At 68.9% G+C, this 21,446-nt stretch carries 25 protein-coding genes and 1 pseudogene; 10 read left to right on the top strand and 16 right to left on the bottom strand.

The window, feature by feature from the left end; genetic code table 11:
• Positions 1–203 precede the first annotated feature (203 nt).
• Positions 204–962 carry an SDR family oxidoreductase gene (locus FNM00_RS13725; protein ID WP_143914117.1) on the top strand — a complete coding sequence of 253 codons (759 nt, stop codon included), beginning with the start codon at positions 204–206 and terminating at the stop codon, positions 960–962.
• A gap of 72 nt (positions 963–1,034) precedes the next feature.
• Here the strand turns inward: FNM00_RS13725 and FNM00_RS13720 are convergent, their stop codons facing one another.
• Positions 1,035–1,643: an ABC transporter ATP-binding protein gene (locus FNM00_RS13720; protein ID WP_143914116.1), complete on the bottom strand. Its 609-nt coding sequence runs from the start codon at positions 1,641–1,643 to the stop codon at positions 1,035–1,037.
• Between the two features lie 236 nt (positions 1,644–1,879).
• Here FNM00_RS13720 and FNM00_RS13715 point away from each other — a divergent pair, with 236 nt between their 5' ends.
• The gene (locus FNM00_RS13715) at positions 1,880–2,404 is read left to right on the top strand and encodes a Dps family protein (RefSeq protein ID WP_240190802.1); all 525 of its coding nucleotides are present in this window, start codon (positions 1,880–1,882) and stop codon (positions 2,402–2,404) included.
• A gap of 147 nt (positions 2,405–2,551) precedes the next feature.
• On the opposite strand, the gene FNM00_RS13710 is transcribed toward FNM00_RS13715, so the two are convergent.
• From FNM00_RS13710 to FNM00_RS13680, 7 genes and pseudogenes are all read right to left on the bottom strand, one after another.
• Positions 2,552–2,827: a DUF7218 family protein gene (locus FNM00_RS13710; RefSeq protein ID WP_143914114.1), complete on the bottom strand. Its 276-nt coding sequence runs from the start codon at positions 2,825–2,827 to the stop codon at positions 2,552–2,554.
• Positions 2,827–3,714: an SDR family oxidoreductase gene (locus FNM00_RS13705; protein WP_143914113.1), complete on the bottom strand. Its 888-nt coding sequence runs from the start codon at positions 3,712–3,714 to the stop codon at positions 2,827–2,829. Before FNM00_RS13705 ends, FNM00_RS13710 begins: the two co-directional genes overlap by 1 nt.
• Before the next feature lie 76 nt (positions 3,715–3,790).
• Positions 3,791–4,795 (bottom strand): NADP-dependent oxidoreductase, encoded by a 1,005-nt coding sequence (locus tag FNM00_RS13700; RefSeq protein ID WP_185973154.1) that lies wholly within the window; start codon positions 4,793–4,795, stop codon positions 3,791–3,793.
• Between the two features lie 32 nt (positions 4,796–4,827).
• Positions 4,828–4,950 carry a type B 50S ribosomal protein L36 gene (ykgO, locus tag FNM00_RS13695; RefSeq protein ID WP_087623343.1) on the bottom strand — a complete coding sequence of 41 codons (123 nt, stop codon included), beginning with the start codon at positions 4,948–4,950 and terminating at the stop codon, positions 4,828–4,830.
• 15 nt (positions 4,951–4,965) lie between these two features.
• Positions 4,966–5,123: pseudogene (rpmF, locus tag FNM00_RS13690) on the bottom strand (50S ribosomal protein L32); the annotation flags it as partial.
• An 18-nt stretch (positions 5,124–5,141) separates the two neighbouring features.
• Positions 5,142–6,212 (bottom strand): GTP-binding protein, encoded by a 1,071-nt coding sequence (locus FNM00_RS13685; RefSeq protein ID WP_246065184.1) that lies wholly within the window; start codon positions 6,210–6,212, stop codon positions 5,142–5,144.
• Positions 6,209–6,454, bottom strand: a complete 246-nt coding sequence (locus FNM00_RS13680) for a type B 50S ribosomal protein L31 (RefSeq protein ID WP_143914109.1) — start codon at positions 6,452–6,454, stop codon at positions 6,209–6,211. Before FNM00_RS13680 ends, FNM00_RS13685 begins: the two co-directional genes overlap by 4 nt.
• A 67-nt stretch (positions 6,455–6,521) precedes the next feature.
• On the opposite strand from FNM00_RS13680, the gene rpmB reads away from it, so the two are divergent.
• From rpmB to FNM00_RS13650, 6 genes are all read left to right on the top strand, one after another.
• Positions 6,522–6,758 (top strand): 50S ribosomal protein L28, encoded by a 237-nt coding sequence (rpmB, locus tag FNM00_RS13675; protein ID WP_143914108.1) that lies wholly within the window; start codon positions 6,522–6,524, stop codon positions 6,756–6,758.
• Positions 6,759–6,837: 79 nt separating this feature from the next.
• Positions 6,838–7,008 (top strand): 50S ribosomal protein L33, encoded by a 171-nt coding sequence (gene rpmG / locus FNM00_RS13670; protein WP_143914107.1) that lies wholly within the window; start codon positions 6,838–6,840, stop codon positions 7,006–7,008.
• The gene (gene rpsN, locus FNM00_RS13665; protein ID WP_143914106.1) at positions 7,008–7,313 is read left to right on the top strand and encodes a 30S ribosomal protein S14; all 306 of its coding nucleotides are present in this window, start codon (positions 7,008–7,010) and stop codon (positions 7,311–7,313) included. The genes rpmG and rpsN overlap by 1 nt, the downstream gene beginning before the upstream one ends.
• Positions 7,314–7,469: 156 nt before the next feature.
• Positions 7,470–8,801: a DEAD/DEAH box helicase gene (locus tag FNM00_RS13660; RefSeq protein WP_143914105.1), complete on the top strand. Its 1,332-nt coding sequence runs from the start codon at positions 7,470–7,472 to the stop codon at positions 8,799–8,801.
• A gap of 145 nt (positions 8,802–8,946) precedes the next feature.
• A complete protein-coding gene (locus FNM00_RS13655; RefSeq protein WP_143914104.1) occupies positions 8,947–9,867 on the top strand; it encodes a DUF1648 domain-containing protein in 921 nt (306 codons plus the stop codon).
• Between the two features lie 32 nt (positions 9,868–9,899).
• The gene (locus FNM00_RS13650) at positions 9,900–10,760 is read left to right on the top strand and encodes a DNA-formamidopyrimidine glycosylase family protein (protein WP_143914103.1); all 861 of its coding nucleotides are present in this window, start codon (positions 9,900–9,902) and stop codon (positions 10,758–10,760) included.
• Position 10,761: 1 nt separating this feature from the next.
• On the opposite strand, the gene FNM00_RS13645 is transcribed toward FNM00_RS13650, so the two are convergent.
• Positions 10,762–11,589 carry a DMT family transporter gene (locus FNM00_RS13645; RefSeq protein WP_143914102.1) on the bottom strand — a complete coding sequence of 276 codons (828 nt, stop codon included), beginning with the start codon at positions 11,587–11,589 and terminating at the stop codon, positions 10,762–10,764.
• A 187-nt stretch (positions 11,590–11,776) separates the two neighbouring features.
• Between FNM00_RS13645 and FNM00_RS13640 the strand changes: the two genes are divergently transcribed.
• Positions 11,777–12,406 carry a hypothetical protein gene (locus tag FNM00_RS13640; protein ID WP_143914101.1) on the top strand — a complete coding sequence of 210 codons (630 nt, stop codon included), beginning with the start codon at positions 11,777–11,779 and terminating at the stop codon, positions 12,404–12,406.
• 167 nt (positions 12,407–12,573) lie between these two features.
• Here the strand turns inward: FNM00_RS13640 and FNM00_RS13635 are convergent, their stop codons facing one another.
• The 7 genes from FNM00_RS13635 to FNM00_RS13605 all read right to left on the bottom strand — a co-directional run bounded on the left by FNM00_RS13635 (position 12,574) and on the right by FNM00_RS13605 (position 18,788).
• A complete protein-coding gene (locus FNM00_RS13635; RefSeq protein ID WP_143914100.1) occupies positions 12,574–13,158 on the bottom strand; it encodes a TetR/AcrR family transcriptional regulator in 585 nt (194 codons plus the stop codon).
• On the bottom strand, positions 13,155–13,883 hold the full coding sequence (locus tag FNM00_RS13630) for an ABC transporter permease (protein ID WP_143914099.1): 729 nt from the start codon (positions 13,881–13,883) through the stop codon (positions 13,155–13,157). Before FNM00_RS13630 ends, FNM00_RS13635 begins: the two co-directional genes overlap by 4 nt.
• Entirely contained in the window at positions 13,883–14,599 is a 717-nt protein-coding gene (locus FNM00_RS13625) for an ABC transporter ATP-binding protein (RefSeq protein ID WP_221933735.1), read from the bottom strand. Before FNM00_RS13625 ends, FNM00_RS13630 begins: the two co-directional genes overlap by 1 nt.
• 299 nt (positions 14,600–14,898) lie before the next feature.
• Entirely contained in the window at positions 14,899–17,256 is a 2,358-nt protein-coding gene (locus tag FNM00_RS13620) for an ABC transporter permease (protein ID WP_143914098.1), read from the bottom strand.
• The gene (locus FNM00_RS13615) at positions 17,256–18,020 is read right to left on the bottom strand and encodes an ABC transporter ATP-binding protein (RefSeq protein ID WP_143914097.1); all 765 of its coding nucleotides are present in this window, start codon (positions 18,018–18,020) and stop codon (positions 17,256–17,258) included. Before FNM00_RS13615 ends, FNM00_RS13620 begins: the two co-directional genes overlap by 1 nt.
• Before the next feature lie 120 nt (positions 18,021–18,140).
• Complete coding sequence (locus FNM00_RS13610; RefSeq protein WP_143914096.1) at positions 18,141–18,431, bottom strand: helix-turn-helix domain-containing protein; 291 nt, start codon at positions 18,429–18,431, stop codon at positions 18,141–18,143.
• Positions 18,432–18,497: 66 nt separating this feature from the next.
• Complete coding sequence (locus tag FNM00_RS13605) at positions 18,498–18,788, bottom strand: helix-turn-helix domain-containing protein (protein WP_143914095.1); 291 nt, start codon at positions 18,786–18,788, stop codon at positions 18,498–18,500.
• Between the two features lie 193 nt (positions 18,789–18,981).
• Here FNM00_RS13605 and FNM00_RS13600 point away from each other — a divergent pair, with 193 nt between their 5' ends.
• On the top strand, positions 18,982–21,333 hold the full coding sequence (locus tag FNM00_RS13600) for an AAA family ATPase (RefSeq protein WP_143914094.1): 2,352 nt from the start codon (positions 18,982–18,984) through the stop codon (positions 21,331–21,333).
• Positions 21,334–21,446: the final 113 nt, after the last annotated feature.

The following is a 21,446-nucleotide window of genomic DNA, read 5'->3' as shown; positions in this document are numbered from 1 at the left end:
CCCTCGCCGGGTGGCGGTAGGTCATCAACCTTTCCGTCCCGCTGGTGGTAGGTGGTCAACGTTATCGGCGCTGGATGGGGTTGATCAGCTACCACTGCCGATGGCGTGCGCGACCTCCGGAACCTTCTCGGATTCGCGCCCGCGATCGTGGGGACCGCTGCCATACTCCAACGAACAACCGCGTCACACGTCGAGGAGTCTGTATGCGTCGTACCACCTTCATCTCGGGAGCGTCCTCCGGCATCGGCGAGGGGATGGCCCGCGTGTTGGCGGAGAAGGGCGGTCATCTCGCGTTGGCGGCGCGGCGCACGGACCGGCTCGACGCGCTCCAGGCCGAGCTGCTGGCCGCGCATCCCGGGATCGAGGTGAGTGTGCACGCCCTCGACGTCAACGATCACGACCGGGTCTTCGAGGTCGTCGGTGAGGCGGCCACGGAGCACGGCGGACTGGATCGCGTCATCGTCAACGCCGGACTCGGCAAGGGCGGCCGGATCGGCACCGGCCGGTTCGCGGCCAATCTCGAGACGGCGCAGACGAATGTGCTGGGGGCGCTGGCCCAGTGCGAGGCGGCGATGGAGCATTTCTACGAGCGCAAGACAGGTCATCTGGTGCTGATCTCATCGATGTCGGCGATGCGTGGGATGCCCTCCTCGATGACCACCTACGCCGCGACCAAGGCAGCCGTCGCGCACCTGGCCGAGGGCATCCGGATGGATCTCATCGGCCGTAAGGGCCTCGATATCAAGGTCACCACCCTCTACCCCGGCTATATCGCCTCGGAGATGAACGAGGGCGTGGACCAGGAGGCGAAGCTGATGGTCGACACCGAGACTGGCAGTCGCGCGTTGGTGGGCAAGATCGAGGCCGAGGTCGCCGAGGCCTGCGTGCCGACGCTGCCCTGGGCGCCTCTTGCTCCCGTTATGAAGCACGCACCCCTCGGCCTGGTGAAGCGCCTCGTGTGAACCGGATCGCGCGTGCGGATTCTGCATTCCTCGGCCTGGAGGTCATGACCGGCGCGGTGACCTACGCACGTCTCAACCGCGGCGAGCGGCGCCTATCCCACCGCCCGTCGGGCCGTGAGGTGCGCAAGTCACCGCCCTGGGGGTGAGGGTCAGGCCCCGGCAGCGCAGCACCATGGCGCGGGCGAGGGCGACCCTCTGCTGCTGGCCGCCGGAGAGCTGATGGGGGTAACGCTCCTCCATGCCGGTGAGGTTCATGCTGGCGAGGGCGATGGTGACGGCATCGGTGATCGCGGCGGGCTTCCACTTCTGCATGGTCAGGCCGAAGGCGACGTTGTCGTACACGTTCATGTGCGGGAAGAGGGCGTAGTTCTGAAAGACCATCGACATCGGCCGCTTGTTGGGGGACTGTTCGGTGATGTCGGTGCCGTCGAGGAGCACGCGGCCGGCGGTGGGGTTCTCGAAGCCGGCGATGATCCTCAGGGTCGTGGTCTTGCCGCAGCCCGAGGGCCCGAGCAGGGTGACGAACTCGCCCACCTCGATCTCCAGGCACATGTCGGAGAGCGATTCCGTCGCCGCGCCGGGGTAGCGCATCCCGATGTGCTCGAGCGCGAGGGTTCCGGCGCGTGCGGGTGACAGCGTGTCAGTCAGATCCGGCGGGGCGGTCTGGGACTGGTGTGACATCGTGTGTGGTCCTCAGCGGTAGAGAGTGTGGCGACCATCACACTAGAGAGCGCAGCGTCTCGCGGGACCGTCCGCGTGTAAGTGTTGGTAATAGCGGCGTTACCTCGGGGCGCGGGGCCGGGCACTCCTCCGCCAAGCTCAGCCAAACCTCACTTTGATGAGGTTTCCCTTGCTGGAATTGCAGTGTTTACCGTGCTTTGATTGAATCATTCAAAGAAATTGTGAGAGGAATGATCATGAGCCCTGTTGACACCACCGCCACCCACACCGCGCACCCGCCCTTCACCGCTTCGGCGAAGATGGCCGAGCAGTTGCAGCAGCTGCACGTCGACCTGATCGACCTGCACATCGTGGGCAAGCAGGCGCACTGGAATGTCGTGGGCAAGAACTTCCGCGACCTGCACCTGCAGCTCGACGAGGTCGTCGACGCCGCGCGGGAGTTCTCCGACACCGTCGCCGAGCGCATGCGCGCCGTCTACGTCACCCCGGACGGCCGGATCAAGACGGTGGCCGCGCAGTCCAGCCTGGCGGAGTTCCCGGCCGACGAGGTCGACACCACCGAGACGGTGGACCTCATCACCGGCGCCCTCTATGCCGTCGCGGCGACCGCGCGCCGCATCCACGACGATGTCGATGCCGAGGACCCCACCACGGCCGACATCATCCACAGCATCCTCGAGCGCATCGAGCAGCTCGCCTGGATGATCGACGCCGAGAACCGGGTCGCCAACCAGTCCCTCCCTCGTCAGCGCAACGCCTGACGCACCCGTTGAGTGTGGGGGTACCTCCCTGGACGGAGCGCAGCGGAGTGCTTGGGGGAACGTTTGGACGCCGATTTCATCGTCCTGACGTTCCCCCTGCTCGCTGCGCTCGTGGGAGGTGACCCCCCACTCAACGTGTAGGTGGGCTCAGTGGTTGCGGAGCTTGTCGATGAGCTGGTCCTTCTTCAGGTCCGAGTAGCCCTCGATGCCGAGCTCCTTGGCGCGGTCCTTGAGCTCGTCGACCGTCCAGTCCTCATAGGACCCGGCCTTGCCGCCGCGCTCGCCCACCTTCTTCTTGCCCTCATTGGCGGCGGCATTGGAGATCCGCGCCGCCTTCTCCTTCGAGGCTCCTTCGTCGCGGAGATCCTCGTACATGTCCGGGTTCTTCAGGCTCGGGTTCTCCTCGTTGTCCTTCCTGGCCATCAGAACACCCCCTTTCCACCTGTCACGCCGAGCACCGTGCCCGACACGTAGCTGGCCGTCTGATCGCTCGCCAGGAACACGAAGGCCGGCGCGCATTCCGCGGGCTGGCCGGCACGCCCCAGAGGTGTGTCCTGGCCGAACTGCTCGAGCTTCTCCGGCGGTTGCGTCGCCGGCTGCAGCGGCGTCCAGATCGGGCCCGGCGCCACGGCATTGACGCGGACACCGTGCGGCCCCGCCTCCTGGGCGAAGTTGACGGTGAAGTTGTTGATCGCTGCCTTGGTCGAGGCGTAGTCCAGCAGCGAGGTCGACGGCTCATAGGCCTGGATCGACGACACATTGATGACATTGCCGCGCGACGCGCGCAGGTGTTCCAGCGCCTCGCGGGTCAGCACGAACATCGCCTTGAGGTTCGTGGCGAGCACGCGGTCGATCTGCTCGTCGCTCATGTCGGCGATGCTGTCGCCGCGCGCGTACTGGAAGCCGGCATTGTTGACGAGCACATCGAGACCGCCGAGTTGCGAGACCGTCTCGTGCACGACGCGCTCGCACGTCGCGGGATCGCGTAGGTCGGCCTCGATCGCCAGGGCCGTGCGACCGGCGTCCTCGATCCAGCGTGCCGTCTCGCGGGCGTCGTCGTTCTCCTCGGGCTGATAGGTGAAGGCGACATCGGCTCCCTCGCGGGCGAAGGCGATCGCGACGGCCCTGCCGATACCCGAATCGCCTCCCGTCACAAGGGCGCGCTTGCCCGAGAGGCGGTCGTGACCCTCGTAGGTGTCCTCACCGTGATCGGGGCGCGGCGTCATCTCATGGGTCGACCCGGGCGGCTCCTGCTGCTGGCGAGGAAAGCCCTGGGAGAGCGCCGGTTCTGTGGTGTCGGGTGCAGGCATCGTTCAACCTTTCGCGTCGATCGGCTGGCTGCTTGATCCAGTACCCAGGCAACCACCGAACGACACGTCCCGCATCTCAGTCCACGCGCAGGACCAGCTTGCCGGTGTTGTCTCCGCGGAAGAGTCCGAGGAGGGTGTCGCCGAAGGCCGCGACGCCACCGTCGACCACGGTCTCGCGGGCCTGGAGCGAGCCCTCGGTGATCATCGCGCCGATGGCGTCGATCGCCTCGGGATAGCGGTCCTCGTAGTCGAAGACGACGAAGCCCTGCATCCGGGCACGGAAGACGAGCAGCGACATGTACCGGCTCGGTCCGGGAGGCAGCGACTCCGCGTTGTACTGGCTGATCGCTCCGCAGATGACCACCCGGGCACCGCGCCGCAGGTTGGCGAGAGCGGCGTCGAGGATGTCGCCGCCGACATTGTCGAAATAGATGTCGATGCCGTCCGGGGCGACGGCGCGCAGCCGCTTGAACACGTTCTCGTTCTTGTAGTCGATCGCCTCGTCGAAGCCGATCTCACGCAACCACGCCGTCTTCTCCGGGCCTCCGGCGATGCCGATGACGCGGCAGCCGCGGGCCTTGGCGATCTGACCGGCGACGCTGCCCACGGCACCGGCGGCGGCCGAGATCACGACAGTGTCGCCCTCGTGCAGCTCGCCGACATCGGTCAGGCCGAAGTAGGCGGTGATGCCCGGCATGCCGAGCGCACCGAGCCAGGTGGGGGCGTCGGCCACGTCGAGGTCGATGCGGCTGACGCCGGTGCCGTCGCTGATCGCGTATTCGGTGACGCCGAAGGTTCCGGTCACCGCATCGCCCTCGGCGAAGTCCGGGTGACGCGACGTGACGACACGGCCGGTGGCGCCGGCGCGCATGACCGCGCCGATCTGTACCGGCGGCACATACGAGCGCACGTCATTGAGCCAGCCGCGCATGGCCGGGTCGAGGGAGATGTGATCGATGCGGACCAGGAACTGACCGTCCTCGGGATCGGGCAGTTCGACGGTGTCGAGCGACCAGGTCGAGTCGTCGGGGAGGCCGGTCGGCCGCTGGGCGAGGGTGATCTGCTGCGTCGTGGTGGTCACGCCGCTCACTCTAAGCGGTCGCTCACCGATCCTCAGCCCTGGCGGGCTTTGAGGCGGGGGTTCTGCTTGTTGATGACGTAGGTGCGGCCGCGGCGGCGGACGACCTGGGATCCGGGCTGGTTCTTCAGTGAGCGGATCGAGTTGCGGACCTTCATCGGTACTCCTTGGGGTCGACGAGTCCCGCGTGGACCGCCTTGACGAGGCGGCGCGGGACGCGGACGGTGTCGCCGCCGGTGGTCACCGGGACCAGATCGACGGGCTTGGCCTTCCACTGGCTGCGGCGATGCCGCGTGTTGCTACGTGAGGTCTTGCGTTTCGGTACGGCCATGGGGTCTCCTCCGTGGGGTCAGGCGGCGCGCTCGATCGGGCCGAGCCAGGGGTCGAATCCGTCGTCGGCGATGTTCCAGGTCCAGCCGCGCCTGGCGATCTCCTCGTCGGTGACGAGGCAGCGGTTGAACAACGTGACGAGCTCGTCGATGTCGTCGTCGACGCCGGTCGCGAGCAGCCGGGTGTGCGGCGGTCCGTCGGGCTGCACGAGCGCGGTGCCGACACTGAGCTGGCCGCCCGCGCCGGACCACTCGCAGGCCTGACCGGGGCGCGATGCCAGCCAGAAGCATCCGCGCGAGCGGCGCGGGCCTCCGCCCAGCTCGGCGATGTGCTCGCGGAGCCGCCCGGGGTGGAAGGGGCGGTCCGAGCGCAGCTCCACGGTCCAGGCGGTGCCCTCCTCGATCAGTCCGACCGGCTGGGTTCCCATCGGATCGACCCAGGCCTCGGCGGCATCGTGATGGCGGGTCCGGCCGGGGTCGAGGGCGTAGACGAGATGGTCGGGCACGAGTCGGGCTCCGGGACGGGCCAGCACCGAGATCAGATCGCCTCCCTCGTCGGGGAACTCGCCCACCGCCAGCACGGTGTCCGCGTACTCGATCAGTGAGCTGAGGGTCTCGGCGACGCTGCGTCCGTCCTCGGCCGAGGTGTGGATCTCGCGCTCGATCAGCAGGTCGTCGCCGAGCAGGTCGTTCTCCCACTCCGGTCCGTCGACCACGGCGATGACCTCGCTGACGCGCAGCAGGTCGCGGTACCCCGGGTCGTAGTCGATGACGCGGCAGATGCCGGTCGCGTCGGCGCTGATAGGCAGGTGGGCGACGATCGAGCTCCATCGGCCGGTGTGGGCGAGGCGCGCCAGCGTGGGCAGGATGTCCTCGCGCAGCGCGCAGCTGGCGCAGGCGTGATCGAGGTCGAGCTCCTCGCGCTCGAGGATGCCGGTGTGGTCGGCGACGACGCGGGTGAGGGTCTGGCGGGTGACGTCGATCGTGTGGTGGACCGCGACGGCACCGAGCGTGTCCCACGCGAGGGTGAGCACCGTGCGTTCGACGGCCTCGGCCTGGGTGCCCGTGACGATCGCGACGGGGGTGGTCACCGGCCGGCTCCGTAGCGCCGGTTGAACCGCTCGACGCGGCCCTCGGTGTCCATGACTCGTCCGCGTCCGGTCCAGGACGGGTGACTGGCCGCGGAGATGTCGACGTCGATGACGGGGTAGGTCTGCCCGTCGAGGTCGATGGTGTCGTCGCTGGTGGCCGTGGACCGGGTCAGCAGCGTGAGGCCGCCGGCACGGTCGCGGAACACCACGGGCCGGTAGGCGGGGTGGATGTCGCGCTTCATGGTGGACCTTTCTGGAGGATCGCTACGATGATATCGTCATGAGAGTCATTCTCAACAAGGAGATCATATGTCACGTATCTGTCAGGTGACGGGAGCGGGTCCGGGCTTCGGCCACGCTGTCTCGCATTCGCATCGCCGCACCAAGCGGCGGTTCGACGTCAACATCCAGCGCAAGACCTACTGGGTGCCGAGCCTGAACCGCCGCGTCACGCTGACGGTGAGCGCGCGCGGCATCAAGGCCATCGACCGGCGCGGCATCGACGCCGTCGTCGCCGGGATCCAGAAGAGAGGGGAGAAGGTATGAGTGAGCGAAGCGAGCGAACAGTGGGGATGTCCTCATGCCGCCGTCTGCCTACTCTGACGCTTCTCTGGCAGGTGGCGGCATGAGTTCTAAGAGCTCGGACGTCCGTCCGGTGGTGAAGCTGCGGTCGACCGCTGGCACCGGCTACACCTATGTCACCCGCAAGAACCGCCGCAACGACCCCGATCGCCTCGTTCTGCGCAAGTTCGATCCGGTGATTCGGCGACATGTCGACTTTCGGGAGGAGCGCTGATGGCGAAGCGCAGCAAGATCGTCAAGAACGAGCGGCGCCGCGAGCTGGTGGAGCGACACGCCGAACGCCGGGCCGAGCTCCGGCGGGCCAGCAAGGACACGACTCTGCCGATGGCCGAGCGGATCGCCGCGTCGCGGGCGCTGGCCAAGCTGCCTCGGGACTCCGCTGCGGTGCGTTTCCGCCGCCGGGACCAGGTCGATGGGCGTCCTCGGGGGCACATCGGGAAGGCCGGACTGTCGCGAATCCGCTTCCGTTCGGCGGCTCATGCCGGCGAGCTTCCGGGCATCACCAAATCCTCGTGGTGAGCGGTTCCGCCTCGCCCGGCCTCGGCGGAGGTTGGGCGAGGCGGTAGACTGATACAGAACGAGCGCGCCGCGACCACGCTGGCTGACGCTCGGCCCGACGAAACTACGCAATACTGCGTGACTTGGTAGCGGGCATCCGCAACGTCTGAGAGTTCTGTGAATCACCCTTCCGGCAGCCCCGTGCTGCCCACCTTTTCTTCCTCCTTCGATCTTCCGAAGCCGCTCGTGTCGGCGCTGATGCGTCAGCAGATCACGAGCCCCACCCCGGTCCAGGCCGCCGTCATCCCCGACGCGCTGGAAGGCCGCCACGTCCTCGGCCGTGCCCGCACGGGCTCGGGCAAGACGCTGGCCTTCAGCCTGCCCGTTCTCGCCCGGCTGGCCGATGGTTCGAGCCGCCGGCAGCGTCCGCGTGCGCTCATCATCCTGCCGACGCGTGAGCTCGCCACCCAGGTCCAAGAGGTCATCAAGCCTCTCGCGATCCCGCTGGGGCTGCGCGTGCTGACGGTCTACGGCGGCGTGCCGATCAACCGTCAGATCCGCGACCTGTCGCGTCCGGTCGACATCCTCGTCGCCACTCCCGGTCGCCTCGGTGACCTGCTCGATCGTGGCGAGGCGAGCCTTGACGATGTCGAGATGACCGTGCTCGACGAGGCCGATCACCTGTGCGACCTCGGCTTCTACAAGCCCGTCGACGCGCTGCTGTCCAAGACGCCCAAGGACGGTCAGCGACTGCTCCTCTCGGCGACCCTCGACGGCGATGTCAACCGGCTCGTGCAGAAGCACCTGCCGCAGCATCGCCTGCACGAGCTCGACGAGCTGGCGGGACAACCGGTCACGATGGAGCACCACGTGCTGCTCGTCCCCGGTGACCAGCGGTCGACGACCTTGACCTCGCTGCTCGAGGCCAATCCGCGCACGATCGTGTTCACGCGCACCAAGCGCGGCGCGGCGCGTCTCGCGCGTCAGCTGACGCAGCGTGGCGTGGAGTCGGTCGATCTGCACGGCGATCTCGACCAGCGTCGTCGTGAGCGCAATCTCGCCAAGTTCACGCGTGGCGATGCGACGGCGATCGTCGCCACGGATGTCGCAGCGCGCGGCATTCACATCGACGGCATCGGCCTGGTGGTCCACTACGATCCGCCGGCCGAGCACAAGGCATACCTGCACCGCTCGGGCCGTACGGCGCGCGCGGGGGAGAAGGGCACCGTGGTCACGGTCGCCACTCCCGAGAACATCAAGGACGTCATCGCCCTGCAGCGCAAGGCCGGGGTGGAGGCGCGGCATCATGATGCCGCCACCGCTCCGTCGCCGATGACGGTCGACGCCCTCTCGGGTGCCGGTCGTCCCGCGCCGGTCGAGGACACCCCGGCTCGTCGCGGCGGTCCCGGTGCGCAGGGTCCGGGAGCGAACGGCAACAACCGCAATCGCAACCGGAACCGTAATCGCAACCGGCGTCGCAGCGGTGAGCGCCGCCCCGCTCAGGTCTGACCCGCCCGGCGAGCGCGTCGGCCCGTCCGCGCGCTCGCCCTCCTCACGAGTGGTGCAATTTCGCCCCGGATTCATCGAGTCCGGGGCGATTTTGCACCACTCGGCGGGTGCCCGCGGCGAGGTGTGCGCTCGATAGCGTGGGGACATGACCCGACATCCTCGTGCTGCCTGGATCGTGTTCGGCCTTCCCGTCGTGATCGGTCTGGCCGGGATCGCCGTGGTCTGGAGTTGGTCGGGTGATCTGCCCGACCAGATCGCCCGGCATTGGGGCGGTTCCGGTGTCGCGGACGGTTACAGCTCACTGCCGGTCTCGCTCATGACGACCCTCGCCGTCGGCCCCGGTATCGCCCTCCTGGTGGGTGCCGTGGTGTGGGCGCTGAAGGCGCCGAGCCGGCTCGCCGCCGCGCTCACGGTCGGCCTGACCTCCTTCGTCATCGGACTCGACCTCGCCACGACGGGTGCGCAGCGCGGCCTGGACGATGCGAGCGGTGTCGAGCTCTCGGGCTGGTGGTTCGTCGCGGCGATCGGTGCCGCCGCAGTGGGATGCGCCGTCGGTGGTCTCCTCACCCCGCGGGATCGGTACGAGGGCAGCCATCCCGATGATCCGGTCCCCGCCGCGGCGAGTGCGGATTGGTCCGGGGTCGTCCGCAGCGACATCTTCCTGGGTATCTCCGGGGTCGTGCTCCTCGCCGGGGTGGTCCTGTTGTTCCTGCCCGCGCCCGGTTTCATGATCGGCATCATCCTCGTGGTGACCGGCCTGCCGCTGTTGGCGACCGCCTGGTGGCGGGTGACCGTCGATCAGCGCGGCGTGCGTCTGCGTAGCCTCGCGCCCTGGCCGGTATGGCGTGTCGGTGCCGACCGGATCACCGGGGCCGAGGTCACCACGATCGGGCCCGGCGAGTTCGGCGGCTGGGGTGTGCGGATGACGCCTCGCGGCACGGGCGTGGTGTATCAGTGCGGCGAGGCGGTCGTGATCCATCGTCGCGACGCGCGCCCCCTCTTCATCGTGATCGACGATGCGCGCGGGGCCGCAGCTGCGGTCAATGCCCAGTTGCGCGCCGGCTGACGCGTGTCGGCGGAGAGCTCTAAGCTGACCCCATGCCCGAGATGCCCGAGGTCGACGCATTGGTCGGCTTCCTGCGCGAGCGGTGTGTCGGGGCGGTGGTGGCCGACATCGAGCTCGCCTCCTTCGCCGTGCTCAAGACCTTCGACCCGCCGGTCTCGGCGTACACCGGGCTCGCTGTCACCGGGGTCTCCCGGCACGGCAAGTTCATCGATATCGAGGTCGACGGATTGCACCTGGTGATCCACCTGGCCAAGGCCGGATGGATCCGCTGGTCCGATCAGCTCGCCGACAAACGCCTCAAGATGGGCAACGGCCCGATCGCGATGCGACTGCGACTGGATGCCGGCGACGGCCCCCACCTCGGTTTCGATCTCACCGAGGCCGGTACGCGCAAGGGCCTCGCCGTCTATACGGTGCGTGATCCGCAGGAGGTGCCCGGTATCGCGGCCCTCGGCCCGGATCCGCTGGCCGAGGGCTTCGAGCTGCGCCCGTTGTTGGCCCGCAAAATTCAGGTAAAGCGACTGTTGCGGGATCAGAAGATCATCGCCGGTATCGGCAATGCGTACAGCGACGAGATCCTGCACGCGGCGCGGCTGTCGCCGTTCGCGATCGCCGAGCAGCTCGACGACGACGAGGTCGCGCGGCTCGAGTCGGCGGTGCACGATGTCCTGACCGAGGCGATGGCGGCATCGGCGGGCAAGCCGGCCTCGGAGCTGAAGGACTCCAAGCGGGCCCGGATGCGGGTGCACGGCCGGGCGGGCGAGACCTGCGATGTGTGCGGCGACACGATCGCGGAGGTCGTCTTCGCCGACTCGTCACTGCAGTATTGCCCCACCTGTCAGACCGGCGGCAAACCGCTCAAGAACCGCAGCACCAGCAAGTTCCTCAAGTAGGTCAGCCGAGCGCCACGAGGGAGACGGCCAGGGTCGCGAGGATCAGGCCGATGCCCTGCCAGGCGGCGATCCGCTCGCGCAGCAGCGATGCCGCGAGCAGGACGGTCGCGGCCGGGTAGAGCGACGACACCACCGCCACCACCGACAGCAGGCCGTAGCGGGTGCTGAGGAAGAAGGTCACTCCGGCGATCACGCTGAGCACGCCCATCGCGAGGGCGGGACGTGAGGCGCGGTTCGGTCTCCACGGCTGACGGAACGTGACGGCGGTCGTCACGAGGAGGATCAGCGAGGTCACGTAGATGACCGGGAAGTGCCACAGGCCGGTGCCGTCGCCGACATGGGCGAGGGCCGTGAACAGCGTGCCGAAGCCCACGCCCGCGAGGACCGCGTCGAGGACGCCGCCGCCGCGGTGCGAGGGATCGTCGGCCGGTGGTCGCGAGATCATCGCGATCGCGGGGAAGGCGCACAGGATGCCCGCGCCGGCGACGAGTCCGGGTCGATCACCCAAGCCGAGTCCCATGACGACCGGGATGAGGGCGGTGCCGACCGCCGAGATGGGCGCGACGACGCTCATCCGTCCGCCCGCGAGGCCTCGATAGAGGAAGACGGCCCCGAGACCGTTACCGAGGCCGGCGATCACGGCCATGGCGATGTCGTGTCCGGTCAGCCGGCCTCCGACCGTGGCGGCCACGCCGAGCATGAGGACCAGCGATACGCACTGGGCGAGGATCGCGACCTGCCAGGGCGATGCGCGCTTGGAGGTGGTCCCGCCCACGAAGTCCGAGACGCCGTAGGCGAGCGCGGAGAGGAGCGACAGGACGATGGCCACTCACGCACAGTAGTCGTCCGCTCCCCGGGCGGTGACTTACGCACGTCCCGCGGGCCGGGCGGTGACTTACGCACGTCTCGCGGGCCCGGAGAGGTGTCTATCTCACCGCCCATCCGAGTGAGAGGTGTCTATCCCACCGCTCTCGCCGAGCGGCCCGCGGATTGCCGACGACGCCTAGGCTGGGGATATGAGCAGGAGCGGCAAGGACGGGATGGGGTCGCGGGCGAATCGTGCCGTCGACGACATGGCTTCCCGGATCGACGGGCAGACGGCGGACGCGTCGACGCGTGCCGCACAGGTCATCACGCTCGCCGTGCGGCTGTTGCGCTGGCCCACGTTGGCCTTGCTCGTCCTGCCGCTGCCCTTCATCGCCGGTCTGCTGATGATCGCGATCGTGGAGGGCAGTGGGGTGCGGTGGGTCGCGCTGGCCGTCGCCCTCGTGCTGGGTCTGGTGGTCTTCGTGTTCGGATTCCGTCGCTGGCGGATCCTGCAGGCCGTGACCGAGCCGGATCGGTTGGCCACCGAGCTGGGTATCGCGGTGAGCATGAGCGGCAAGGTCGAGGACGCTCGGGGCGCCTTGCTCCAGATCACCGGTGGAGACGGCGGCACCCGTGTCTTCTCCAGGCTGCGAGGGGTGTGGAACACGGTGGGCCTCAGCGGCAAGTGGATCGACAGCGTCGGCGACCTGCCGCGGGCGCGCTACCTCTTCCCTCCTCGGATCGGCACCACGGTGACGATGGCGATCGCGGCCGCGTGGGTCGTGCCGATCTCGTTCATCGCTTTCCTTCTGGTCGGCATCGCCGCCCTCGCCAACTGACCGCCTCCACCGGTTCGCCCTGTGGAGTCACATCCTCCGTCGGTGCCCGGTGCCCGGTGCCCGGTGCCCGGTGCCTCGTGCCCGGTGGGCGGTGGGCCATCCCGCGCCCCGTCGCCCCAGGTGCGTGACTGCTCACCGCCCAGGCGCAGTCCGCGACCGCTGTGCGATCACCCGTCGATGAGGGATTGCACCGCCGGCGCGTAGGCCGCCACCACGTCCTCGACCGGCGACGAGGCGAGCGGCTCGAAGGCGGCGACGTAGCGGGCCATGCCGAGCCCGATGACCTGCGCCGCGACGAGTTCCGCGCGCAGTTCGCGCCGTTCGCCCTCGAGGGCGGAGTGGATCGCGGCGACGAGCACCTCGCGGGCCATCTCGACGACCGGTGGAGAGGCCTCGCTGCCGGAGACCGCGCCTCGAAGGAGGGCCGCGATGACCTCGCGATGCGGGTCCCACGAGGACACGAAGGTCCGCACCAGTCGCTCGCCGAGTCCCTGGGGCCCCTCGGCGATGACGCCCGCGAGTTTGGCGGCGGGGTCGACCGGCAGTTCCATCGTGGCGACGAAGAGCCGCTCCTTGCTGCCGAAGTAGTGCGCGACGAGGCTGGGGTCCACTCCCGCGTCCGCGGCCACCGCGCGCACCGTGGTGCCCTGGAAGCCCCGCGCGGCGAAGGCGGTCCGCGCCGACGCCAGGATCGCCGCGCGCCGATCGGCCGATTCGGAGCTGCGAGGCCGGCCGCGTCGGCGACCGGTCACGCCGTCCTCCGTCGCAACGTGAGTGACGCGCCGAAGACCGCCACGAGGGCGAACCCGATGAGGACGAGCAGGTCCCGCAGGAGATCGCCGGAGAAACTGTCGGACGAGGCCAGCTCGGTGAAGGCATTGGTGGCGTAGCTCAGCGGCAGGGCCCACGAGATCGCGTACAGCACATCGGGCATCTGATCGCGGGCGAGGAGGAGTCCGCAGAGCAGGATCTGCGGCACGATCACCAGCGGCATGAACTGCACGGCCTGGAACTCGGTCCGCGCGAAGGCCGAGGCGAGCAGTCCGAGCGCGGTGCCGACGACGGCGCCGAGCACGGCGAAGGCGAGCAGCGCCCAGGGGAGCGCGATGTCGAGTCCGAGCGCCCAGAGCGCGAAGGCCGTGGTGATCGCCGCCTGTGTGAGAGCGGCGACGGCGAAGGCGAGGGCGTAACCGCCGATCAGCTCGCCACGCCGTAGTCGGGTGGTGAGCAGGCGTTCGAGGGTGCCGGAGGTCCGTTCGCGCACCATCGTCACGGAGGTCACGAGGAACATGATGATGAACGGGAACAGGCCGATCATCTGGGGCCCGATGCGGTCGAACACGCCGGGTTGGGCGTCATAGACGTAACGGAAGACGAGCAGCAGGATCGAGGGCATCGCGGCGATCAGCACGATGCTGCGGGGATCGTGGGACAGCTGCTGGAGGACGCGCCGTGCGGTGGCGAGCGTGCGGGACATCAGGCCGCCTCTCGTTCGGCGATGCGGAGGAATGCTTCGTCGAGGTCGTCGGTGCCGGCATCGGCGCGCAGGCCGGCGGGGGTGTCGTCGGCGATGAGGTGGCCGTCGCGTAGCAGGAGGACGCGGTCGCAGCGGGCGGCCTCATCCATCACGTGGCTGGAGACGAGCAACGTCGCGCCGTCGCTCGCGAGGTCGGCGAAGAGCTGCCAGAGGTCGCGACGCAGCACCGGATCGAGTCCGACGGTGGGCTCGTCGAGCAGGTAGACCTCGGGTGCGGCGACCAGCGCGGCGGCGAGGGAGACGCGGGTGCGCTGTCCGCCGGAGAGGTTCCCGGTCAGGGCGCTGCGGTGGCTGACGAGGTCGACGAGACCGAGCACCTCGTCGATTCGGGTGCGTGTGGCGCCGGCGAGGTCGGCGAAGTAGCGCAGGTTCTGTTCGACGGTGAGGTCGGCGTAGACGGAGCTGGCCTGGGTCACGTAGCCGACTCGGGCCCTGTTGCGGGGTGTGCCGGCGGGCTCGCCGAGCACCTGGACGGTGCCGGAGGCGATCTGCTGAACGCCGGCGATACAGCGGATGAGCGTGGTCTTGCCGCTGCCGCTCGGTCCGAGCAGGCCGGTGATGGAGCCCGCGCCGATGGCGACGTCCAAGCCGGGCAGCACGGTGGACCGGCCGCGCTGGACGACGAGTCGGTCCACCTCGATGGATTTATTCATCATATGTTGAATTATGCCTCGAGCGGACCCGGTTCGCTAGCTCTCTCAATGGCTTCCGTGGGCGGCGGTAGGCCATCAACCTTTCCGTCGCAGCGGCGGTAGCCCATCAACCTCATAGAGCCCCGGATAACGTTGACCACGTACCGCCATCGATCGCGCGCGGGTGGGGACTCGCGTGAGCGGTGACCTGCGGACCTCTCGCTCGGCTGAGCGGTGACCTACGCACGTCTCGCAGCGGGTGAGAGGTGCCTATCCCACCGCTCCCGGCGTCGAGGGGTGCGTAACTCACCGCCCGCCGCGGGTCACTCGATGGTGAGACCCGCGGCCGGTGCCACCTTGGCCGCGCGGCGGGAGGGCAGCACCGAGGCCAGCACGCCCGCGACCCCGGCGATGGCGACGATCGCCAGCAGCTGACCGACCGGGACGCTCAAGCTTGCGGCATCGGTGAGCTGCCCGATCAGCACCTCGACGCCGATCCAGCCGAACAGCGTCCCGATCGCCACACCGAGCACGGCCGCCGCTCCGGCCAGCAGGATCGCCTCGATCGTGAGGGTCGCGCGGAGCTGCCGCCGGGTCACGCCGAGGGCACGGAGCAAGGCGTTCTCGCGGCGCCGTTCGAGCACGGAAAGTCCCAGTGTGCTGCCGATCCCGACCAGCGCGATCAACACGGCGATCCCGAGGAGCCCCACCACGACGGCCGTCATGATGGTCATCTGCTGCTCGATGTATCCCCGTTGCTCGATCGACTGACTCAGCTGGAGGTCGAGGCCCGACGCGACGGCGGTAAGATCGCCGGCGACCTCACTGGGGTCTGCCCCGGCGCTCGTGCCGATCCAGGCGGCGACCGGCACGGTCGAACCAGTGATCGAGCGCATCGTGTCGATGGAGACGAGCGGCGTGTGCCCGTAGTCGCCGATGCGCGCGTCGAGGGTCAGCTGACGGTTGCCGGCGTCGAGGGTCACCGTGTCTGGAAAGTCGAGCTCCCGGGCGATGTCGTCGCCCAGCAGGATCTCGCCGTCGACCGGCAGCCGCTCGGTGTCGTGCAGGATCGACGTGTCCCGAGGCGTCGAGGCCACGGGGGTGGTGATGCCGTCGATGCTTCCCATCGTTCCGGCGAGGGTGGTGACCTCCTCGACGTCCGGGACGGCCAGCAGCCGGTCCACGGTGTCGGCGGGGAGCTCGGTGTCGGCGCCCACGGCGGCGTCGACCGGATAGCTGACGCGGTTCTCCTCGGCGATCGCGTTGGAGGTGCTCGCCATGCCGACGACGACCGCACTGGTCAGGGTCACTCCGACGAGCAGCGCCGAGGTGGTGGTGGCGGTGCGCTTCGGATTGCGGATGGCGTTGTCGGTCGCGATGCGGGCGGTGGCGCCGGCGATGGGTCGTGCCAGTGCTCCGGCGGCGCGGATCATCGGCGGGACGATGGATGGTCCCAGTACGAGGATGCTGACGAAGGACAGGACACCGCCGCCGAGCATGGCGACGATGCTCTGGCTTGCCACGGCGAGGACCAGCAGTGCCGTACCGGCCAGCAGGAGGCCGATTCCGCTCGCCAGGCGCACGCGGCCGGCGGCGCTGCCGAGGCCGGAGCCGTCCGCGGGACGCAGTGCCGCGAGGGGGCTGACGCGGGTGGTGGCGCGGGTCGGGAACCAGGCCGCGACGACCGTCACCAGGACGCCGACCACGAACCCGGCCAGCAGCCACGGCAGCGGGACGGTGGGGTCGCCCAGGGGCACGTTATCGAAGGCGGTGCGCACCGCGCTGATCGCGCCGAAGGAGAGCGCGAGGCCGCCGATGATGCCGGCCACCGCGGAGACGATGCCGATGGCGAGCGACTCGACGCGCACGGACCGCCGCACCTGCGCCTGGGTGGCTCCGACGCAGCGCAGCATCGCGATATCGGAGGTGCGCTGCGCGAACAGGATCGAGAAGGTGTTGGCGATGACGATGGCGGCGACGGTGAGTGCGATGGTGACGAAGATCAGCAGCAGGAAGGTCAGGACATCGGTGCCCTGGAAGATCTCCTGCTGGCGTTCGTCGATATAGGCATCGGCCGTGAGGACGCGCGCATCGGGTGCGGCGTCGAGGATGGTGCTCTCGCTGGAGCCCGTGACGAGCACCGCGTCGGTCCAGAAGGAGCCGAGCTGGCTGACGTCCTCCCAGAGGGCGTAGTAGTCGGCCCGCATGGAGGCCTCGCCGGATTCGACGATGCCGACGACCTGGAAGGTCATGCCGGAGATCTCGATGTCGTCGCCGATGGCGGCGTCGTTGCTCTTGGCGGCCTGCCGGTCGACGACGATCTCGCCGGGGGCGCGGGGCCAGGCGCCGTCGGAGAGGACCTGCCAGCGAAGGGTGTCGTCATCGGACACGACGCCGACCGTTCCGGCGTCTTCCATGGCGTAGCCCATGGGCGAGGCGATGCCGCCGTCGGCGTCGACCGCGTCGACGATCGCGGCGGCCCGTTCGGGTTCGTAGACGTCAGCGGCGACGAGGTCGGCACCCCGGTACGGCGTGCCCACGCCGGTGGTGAGTCCGTCCTTGGCGGAGGCGTTGAGGGCGCCGATGGTCACGATGAAGGCGACGCCGATCGCGACGGCGAGGAAGGCGGCCACATAGCGCCGCTTGTAGAGGCGTAGGGAGGCGAGGGTGACGGTGCGCATCAGGCGCGCCCCCCGCGCAGCGCGTCGACGAGGGCCTCGGGGGTCGGGCGTTCGAGGCGGGCGCGGATGCGGCCGTCGGCGAGCACGAGGACGTCGTCGGCGTAGCTGGCGGCGTCGATCTCGTGGGTCACCATGACGACGGTCTGGCCGAACTCGCGGCAGGAGCGTCGCAGGAAGTCCAGCACCTCGCGGGAGGACTCGCTGTCGAGGTTGCCGGTCGGTTCGTCGGCGAAGACGATGTCGGGGGTGGTGACGAGGGCGCGGGCGATGGCGACGCGCTGCTGCTGGCCCCCGGAGAGCTCGCTGGGACGGTGGTCGAGTCGTTCGCGGATGCCGAGCACGTCGACGACATCGTCGAAGCGGCGCCGGGTGGCGTCGTCGGCGCGGCTCCTGGCGAGGTCGAGGGGCAGCCAGATGTTCTGGCGCGCGGTGAGCATCGGCAGCAGGTTGAAGGCCTGGAAGACGAAGCCGATGTGGTCGCGACGGAAGCGGGTGAGGGCGGTGTCGCTCAGTGTCTGGAGGTGTTGTCCGCCGACGGTGATCTCGCCGCCGGTGGGGGTGTCGAGTCCGGCCAGGCAGTGCATGAGGGTCGACTTGCCGGAGCCGGAGGGTCCCATGATGGCCGTGAAGCGTCCGGCGGGGAGGTCGAGGTCGACGCCGCGCAGGGCGTGGACCTCGGTGCTACCGCGCCCGTAGGTCTTGGTGAGGTCGCGGGCACGTGCTGCGGTGCCGGACAGGACGGAGGATGTCGCGGTCTGTGTCATACCTCGACATTAGGAAAATCCCGTGGTTGCAGGCGTCGGTCGCCGGTCGGAGCGTGGTGCGGTCCGTGGGCGGACACGAGCTGGATGTGTCCACCCACGGGATGACGTGACGGGGAGTCGTCAGCGCGCTCCGCGTTCGACGCTCGGGATCTCGGCGGGCCACTTGGTGGGGATGAGGTCGTCGATGGTGACGTCGAGTGCGCGGCACAGGGACACGAGTGTGGTGAGCCGCGGGTTGAGCGCGGCGCCGGGACGTGCGACGCCCTTCTCGAGCTTCTGGTACGTGAAGGTGGCGATATTGGCTGCCCGTGCGACCTTCTCCTGGCTCATGCCCTTGGCGAGCCGCGCGGCCTTGATGCGTGCGCCGATGTCGACCGCGAACTCATCCCAGGTGTAGTTGCTGCTGCTCATGATGCCCTCTCCAGATGGCCTTTTCGTGATTGTCACTCTCAGAATACCAATGAGATGATGGGGTGGTCACGCGGAGTCGCCCGCGTCCGGCAGGTCGGAGACGTCCGCGATCGTCCAGGGGAGTGGAAGCAGGTCGCCCGGCTCGATCTCGAGTGCCGCGCAGAGTCGCTCGATGGCCTCGACGCGCGGCGCGAGGTCGAGGGCGATGCCCTCTTCGAGCTTGGCGTAGTGGACGGGCGACAGGCCGGCCTTCTGGGCGACGATCTCCGCCGCTTCGCCCCGCTGCTCCCGGGCTGCCCGGAGGGCGGCCGAGGTCGTGTCGGTGTGGTCGTTCCAATCGATGATGCGCTCTGCCATCGGATTCTCTCTTCGCGGATCGGTAGGGCCAACTGGTGGAGGCCATCTGTATATGAGTCTGCACCATCACGAAACCGGACGATGATGTGCCTCATCCTAGGAGGGTTCCCGAACCTGGTCACGTGGTTATCCCAAGGCTGCGGAAAGCTGTGGTGACCGGGAGGGGCCCGGGTCTCGACGAAAGGACGTGACGGTGGCGGAGCGGCTGCGGATCACCGAGGAGTTCGCCTCGGCCTTGTCCGTGCTCGAGGCGGGCGGTCATCTGTTCGTGACCGGCAAGGCTGGCACCGGCAAGTCGACCCTCATCCGGCATTTCCTCGCGGGTACCGAGCGCAATGTGGTGGTGGCCGCTCCGACGGGCATCGCGGCGCTCAATGTCGGCGGGTACACGCTGCACCGGTTGTTCGGCTTCACCTCGACCACCGGGCTGGAGGACGTGCGCGGCGGACGGTACTCGCCGGGTCGGTTCACCAAGGCGTTGAAAGCGCTGGACACGCTCATCGTCGACGAGGCGTCGATGGTGCGCGCCGATGTGTTCGACATGATGGCGGCGGCGCTGGAGCGGTTCGGCCCTCGGCCGGGCGAGCCCTTCGGCGGGGTGCAGGTGGTGCTGGTGGGGGATCTGTTCCAGTTGCCGCCGGTGGTGCAGGAGGCTGAGGCGGCGTTCTTCTCGTCCCGCTACTCCACGCCGTATTTCTTCTCGGCGGATGCTTTCGACCGGTCGGGGTTCCCGACGGTGTCGTTGTCGCACGTCTTCCGCCAGCAGGGCGATGAGCAGCTGACGTCGATCCTTAACGCGATCCGCGAGGGGGTGCTGGTCGATCAGGCGCGCGAGGACTTGAATGCGCGGGTCGATCCGGACTTCGTGCCGCCGGCCGACGAGTTCTGGCTGACCTTGGCGACGACGAATCGGATCGTCACGGCTCGTAATCGGGAGCGGCTCGCGTTGCTGCCGGGGGAGGAGCTCGAGCAGGTCGCGCAGGAGTCGGGCGATCTCGGGACCTTCGATCCGCCGACGGACCGGGTGATCCGCTACAAGGTCGGCGCCCAGGTGATGATGCTCAACAACGATCAGGCGGGGCGGTGGGTCAACGGCACGCTCGGCCGCATCGTCGACGCCGGGCCGGATGGCGAGGTGACGGTCGAGCTCTCCGATGGTGCGCGCGTGGAGGTGGAGCCGCATGTCTGGGAGGTGACGCGGCCCGTCGTTGACGGCGGGTCCCTGCGTCACGAAGTGGTGGGCACGTATCGGCAGCTGCCGTTGAAGCTGGCGTGGGCGATCACGATCCACAAGAGCCAGGGGCAGACCCTGGAGCGGCTGGTGGTCGATCTGACCGGTGGCACGTTCGATGTCGGTCAGGTGTATGTGGCGTTGAGCCGGGCGACGTCGACCGAGGGGCTGGTGTTGAAGCGGCCCGTGTTCCCGCGCGATTTGAAGACCGACCGCCGGGTGATGCGATTCCTCCACGAGCCGGCACAGGGAGGCGAGCGGAGGTTCTGCGCCTTCGAGGTGGCGTTCGTGGGCGATGAGGGACGGATGTCGAGGCCGCGTCCGGTCGAGATCGCGGTGGCCTTCGACGACGGAACGTCGGTGAGCACACTGATCAATCCCGAGCGTGATCTTGCGGGGGCTCGGTCGCAGTTCGCGATCGCCGCCGACGATGTCCTGCTGGCTCCGCGGCTGGCCGAGGCCTGGGCGGTGCTGGCGCCGCTGCTGGAGGGGTACGTGCCGGTCGGTCCGGGGATCGACGAGGTGCTCGGCAAGCTGGACTTCGAGTTGAAGCGTGGCGGTGTGGTCGTGCCGATGCCGTTGGGGGTCGACGTGCCGTTGTCGAGGGACGAGGTGCTCGAGCTGCGGTCCGCGGACGCGGTGGAACGGGCTGAGGCGGTGCTGGCGGCGCATCTGCGGCGTGGGCCGGTCGAGGTGGCGTCGTCGGCCTTCGAGTTCGGGGAGTCCTCGCTGGAGCCGAGCTATCTGTTGCCGCGGGTGAGGCTGGCCCGGCCGCCGGGCCCGGAGCGCTTGCCGACGATCTCGGCGATCGTGCAGGTCAGCACGGCGCTCGGCGAGCTGTTGCTCGACGGCGCGCAGGCGGGATCGTCGCTCGATGAGGTGCATGCTCCGGTGGTGCGTGAGGCGGTGGCGGCGCGGCTTGCGAGCGTGGTGTCTTCCGCGCCCGGCGTGTCGCCGGGTTTGGTGGAGCGGCTGCGGGGCGTGGAGCGGTATCTGCGGGTGAGCTTCGTCGATGGGCTGCTGGCCGAGCAGGCGCAGACTCCGGGCGTGACGGACGTGCTGGTGCCCGGGGCGCGGGTGTGTTTCACGGGCACCGCGATGACGCCCGGCGGGCGGGTCATGTCGCGTGAGGAGATGACCGCGATCGCTGTGCGCCAGGGTCTCTCGGCGGTGGACAATGTCACGAAGACGCGGTGTGATGTGCTGGTGGTGGCGGAGCTGGGCACACAGTCGGGCAAGGCGCGTAAGGCCAAGCAGTTCGGCAAGCCGGTGTTGTCGGCGGAGGAGTTCTTCGCCTGGGCGGGCGTCAGCTGAGAAGGTCGGCATGCGCCCGGGCGGGCCTGAACAAACAACTTGGGCGGGTGCTCGAGAGCACCCGCCCAAGCCTGCTTGGTCGCAATGAAAGAGCTTACTCCCCCCGTGGTAAC

Origin of the sequence: Aeromicrobium piscarium (assembly GCF_007421815.1) — a bacterium.
Classification (GTDB): Bacteria; Actinomycetota; Actinomycetes; order Propionibacteriales; family Nocardioidaceae; genus Aeromicrobium; species Aeromicrobium piscarium.
This window is presented reverse-complemented; position numbering and strand designations above follow the sequence as displayed.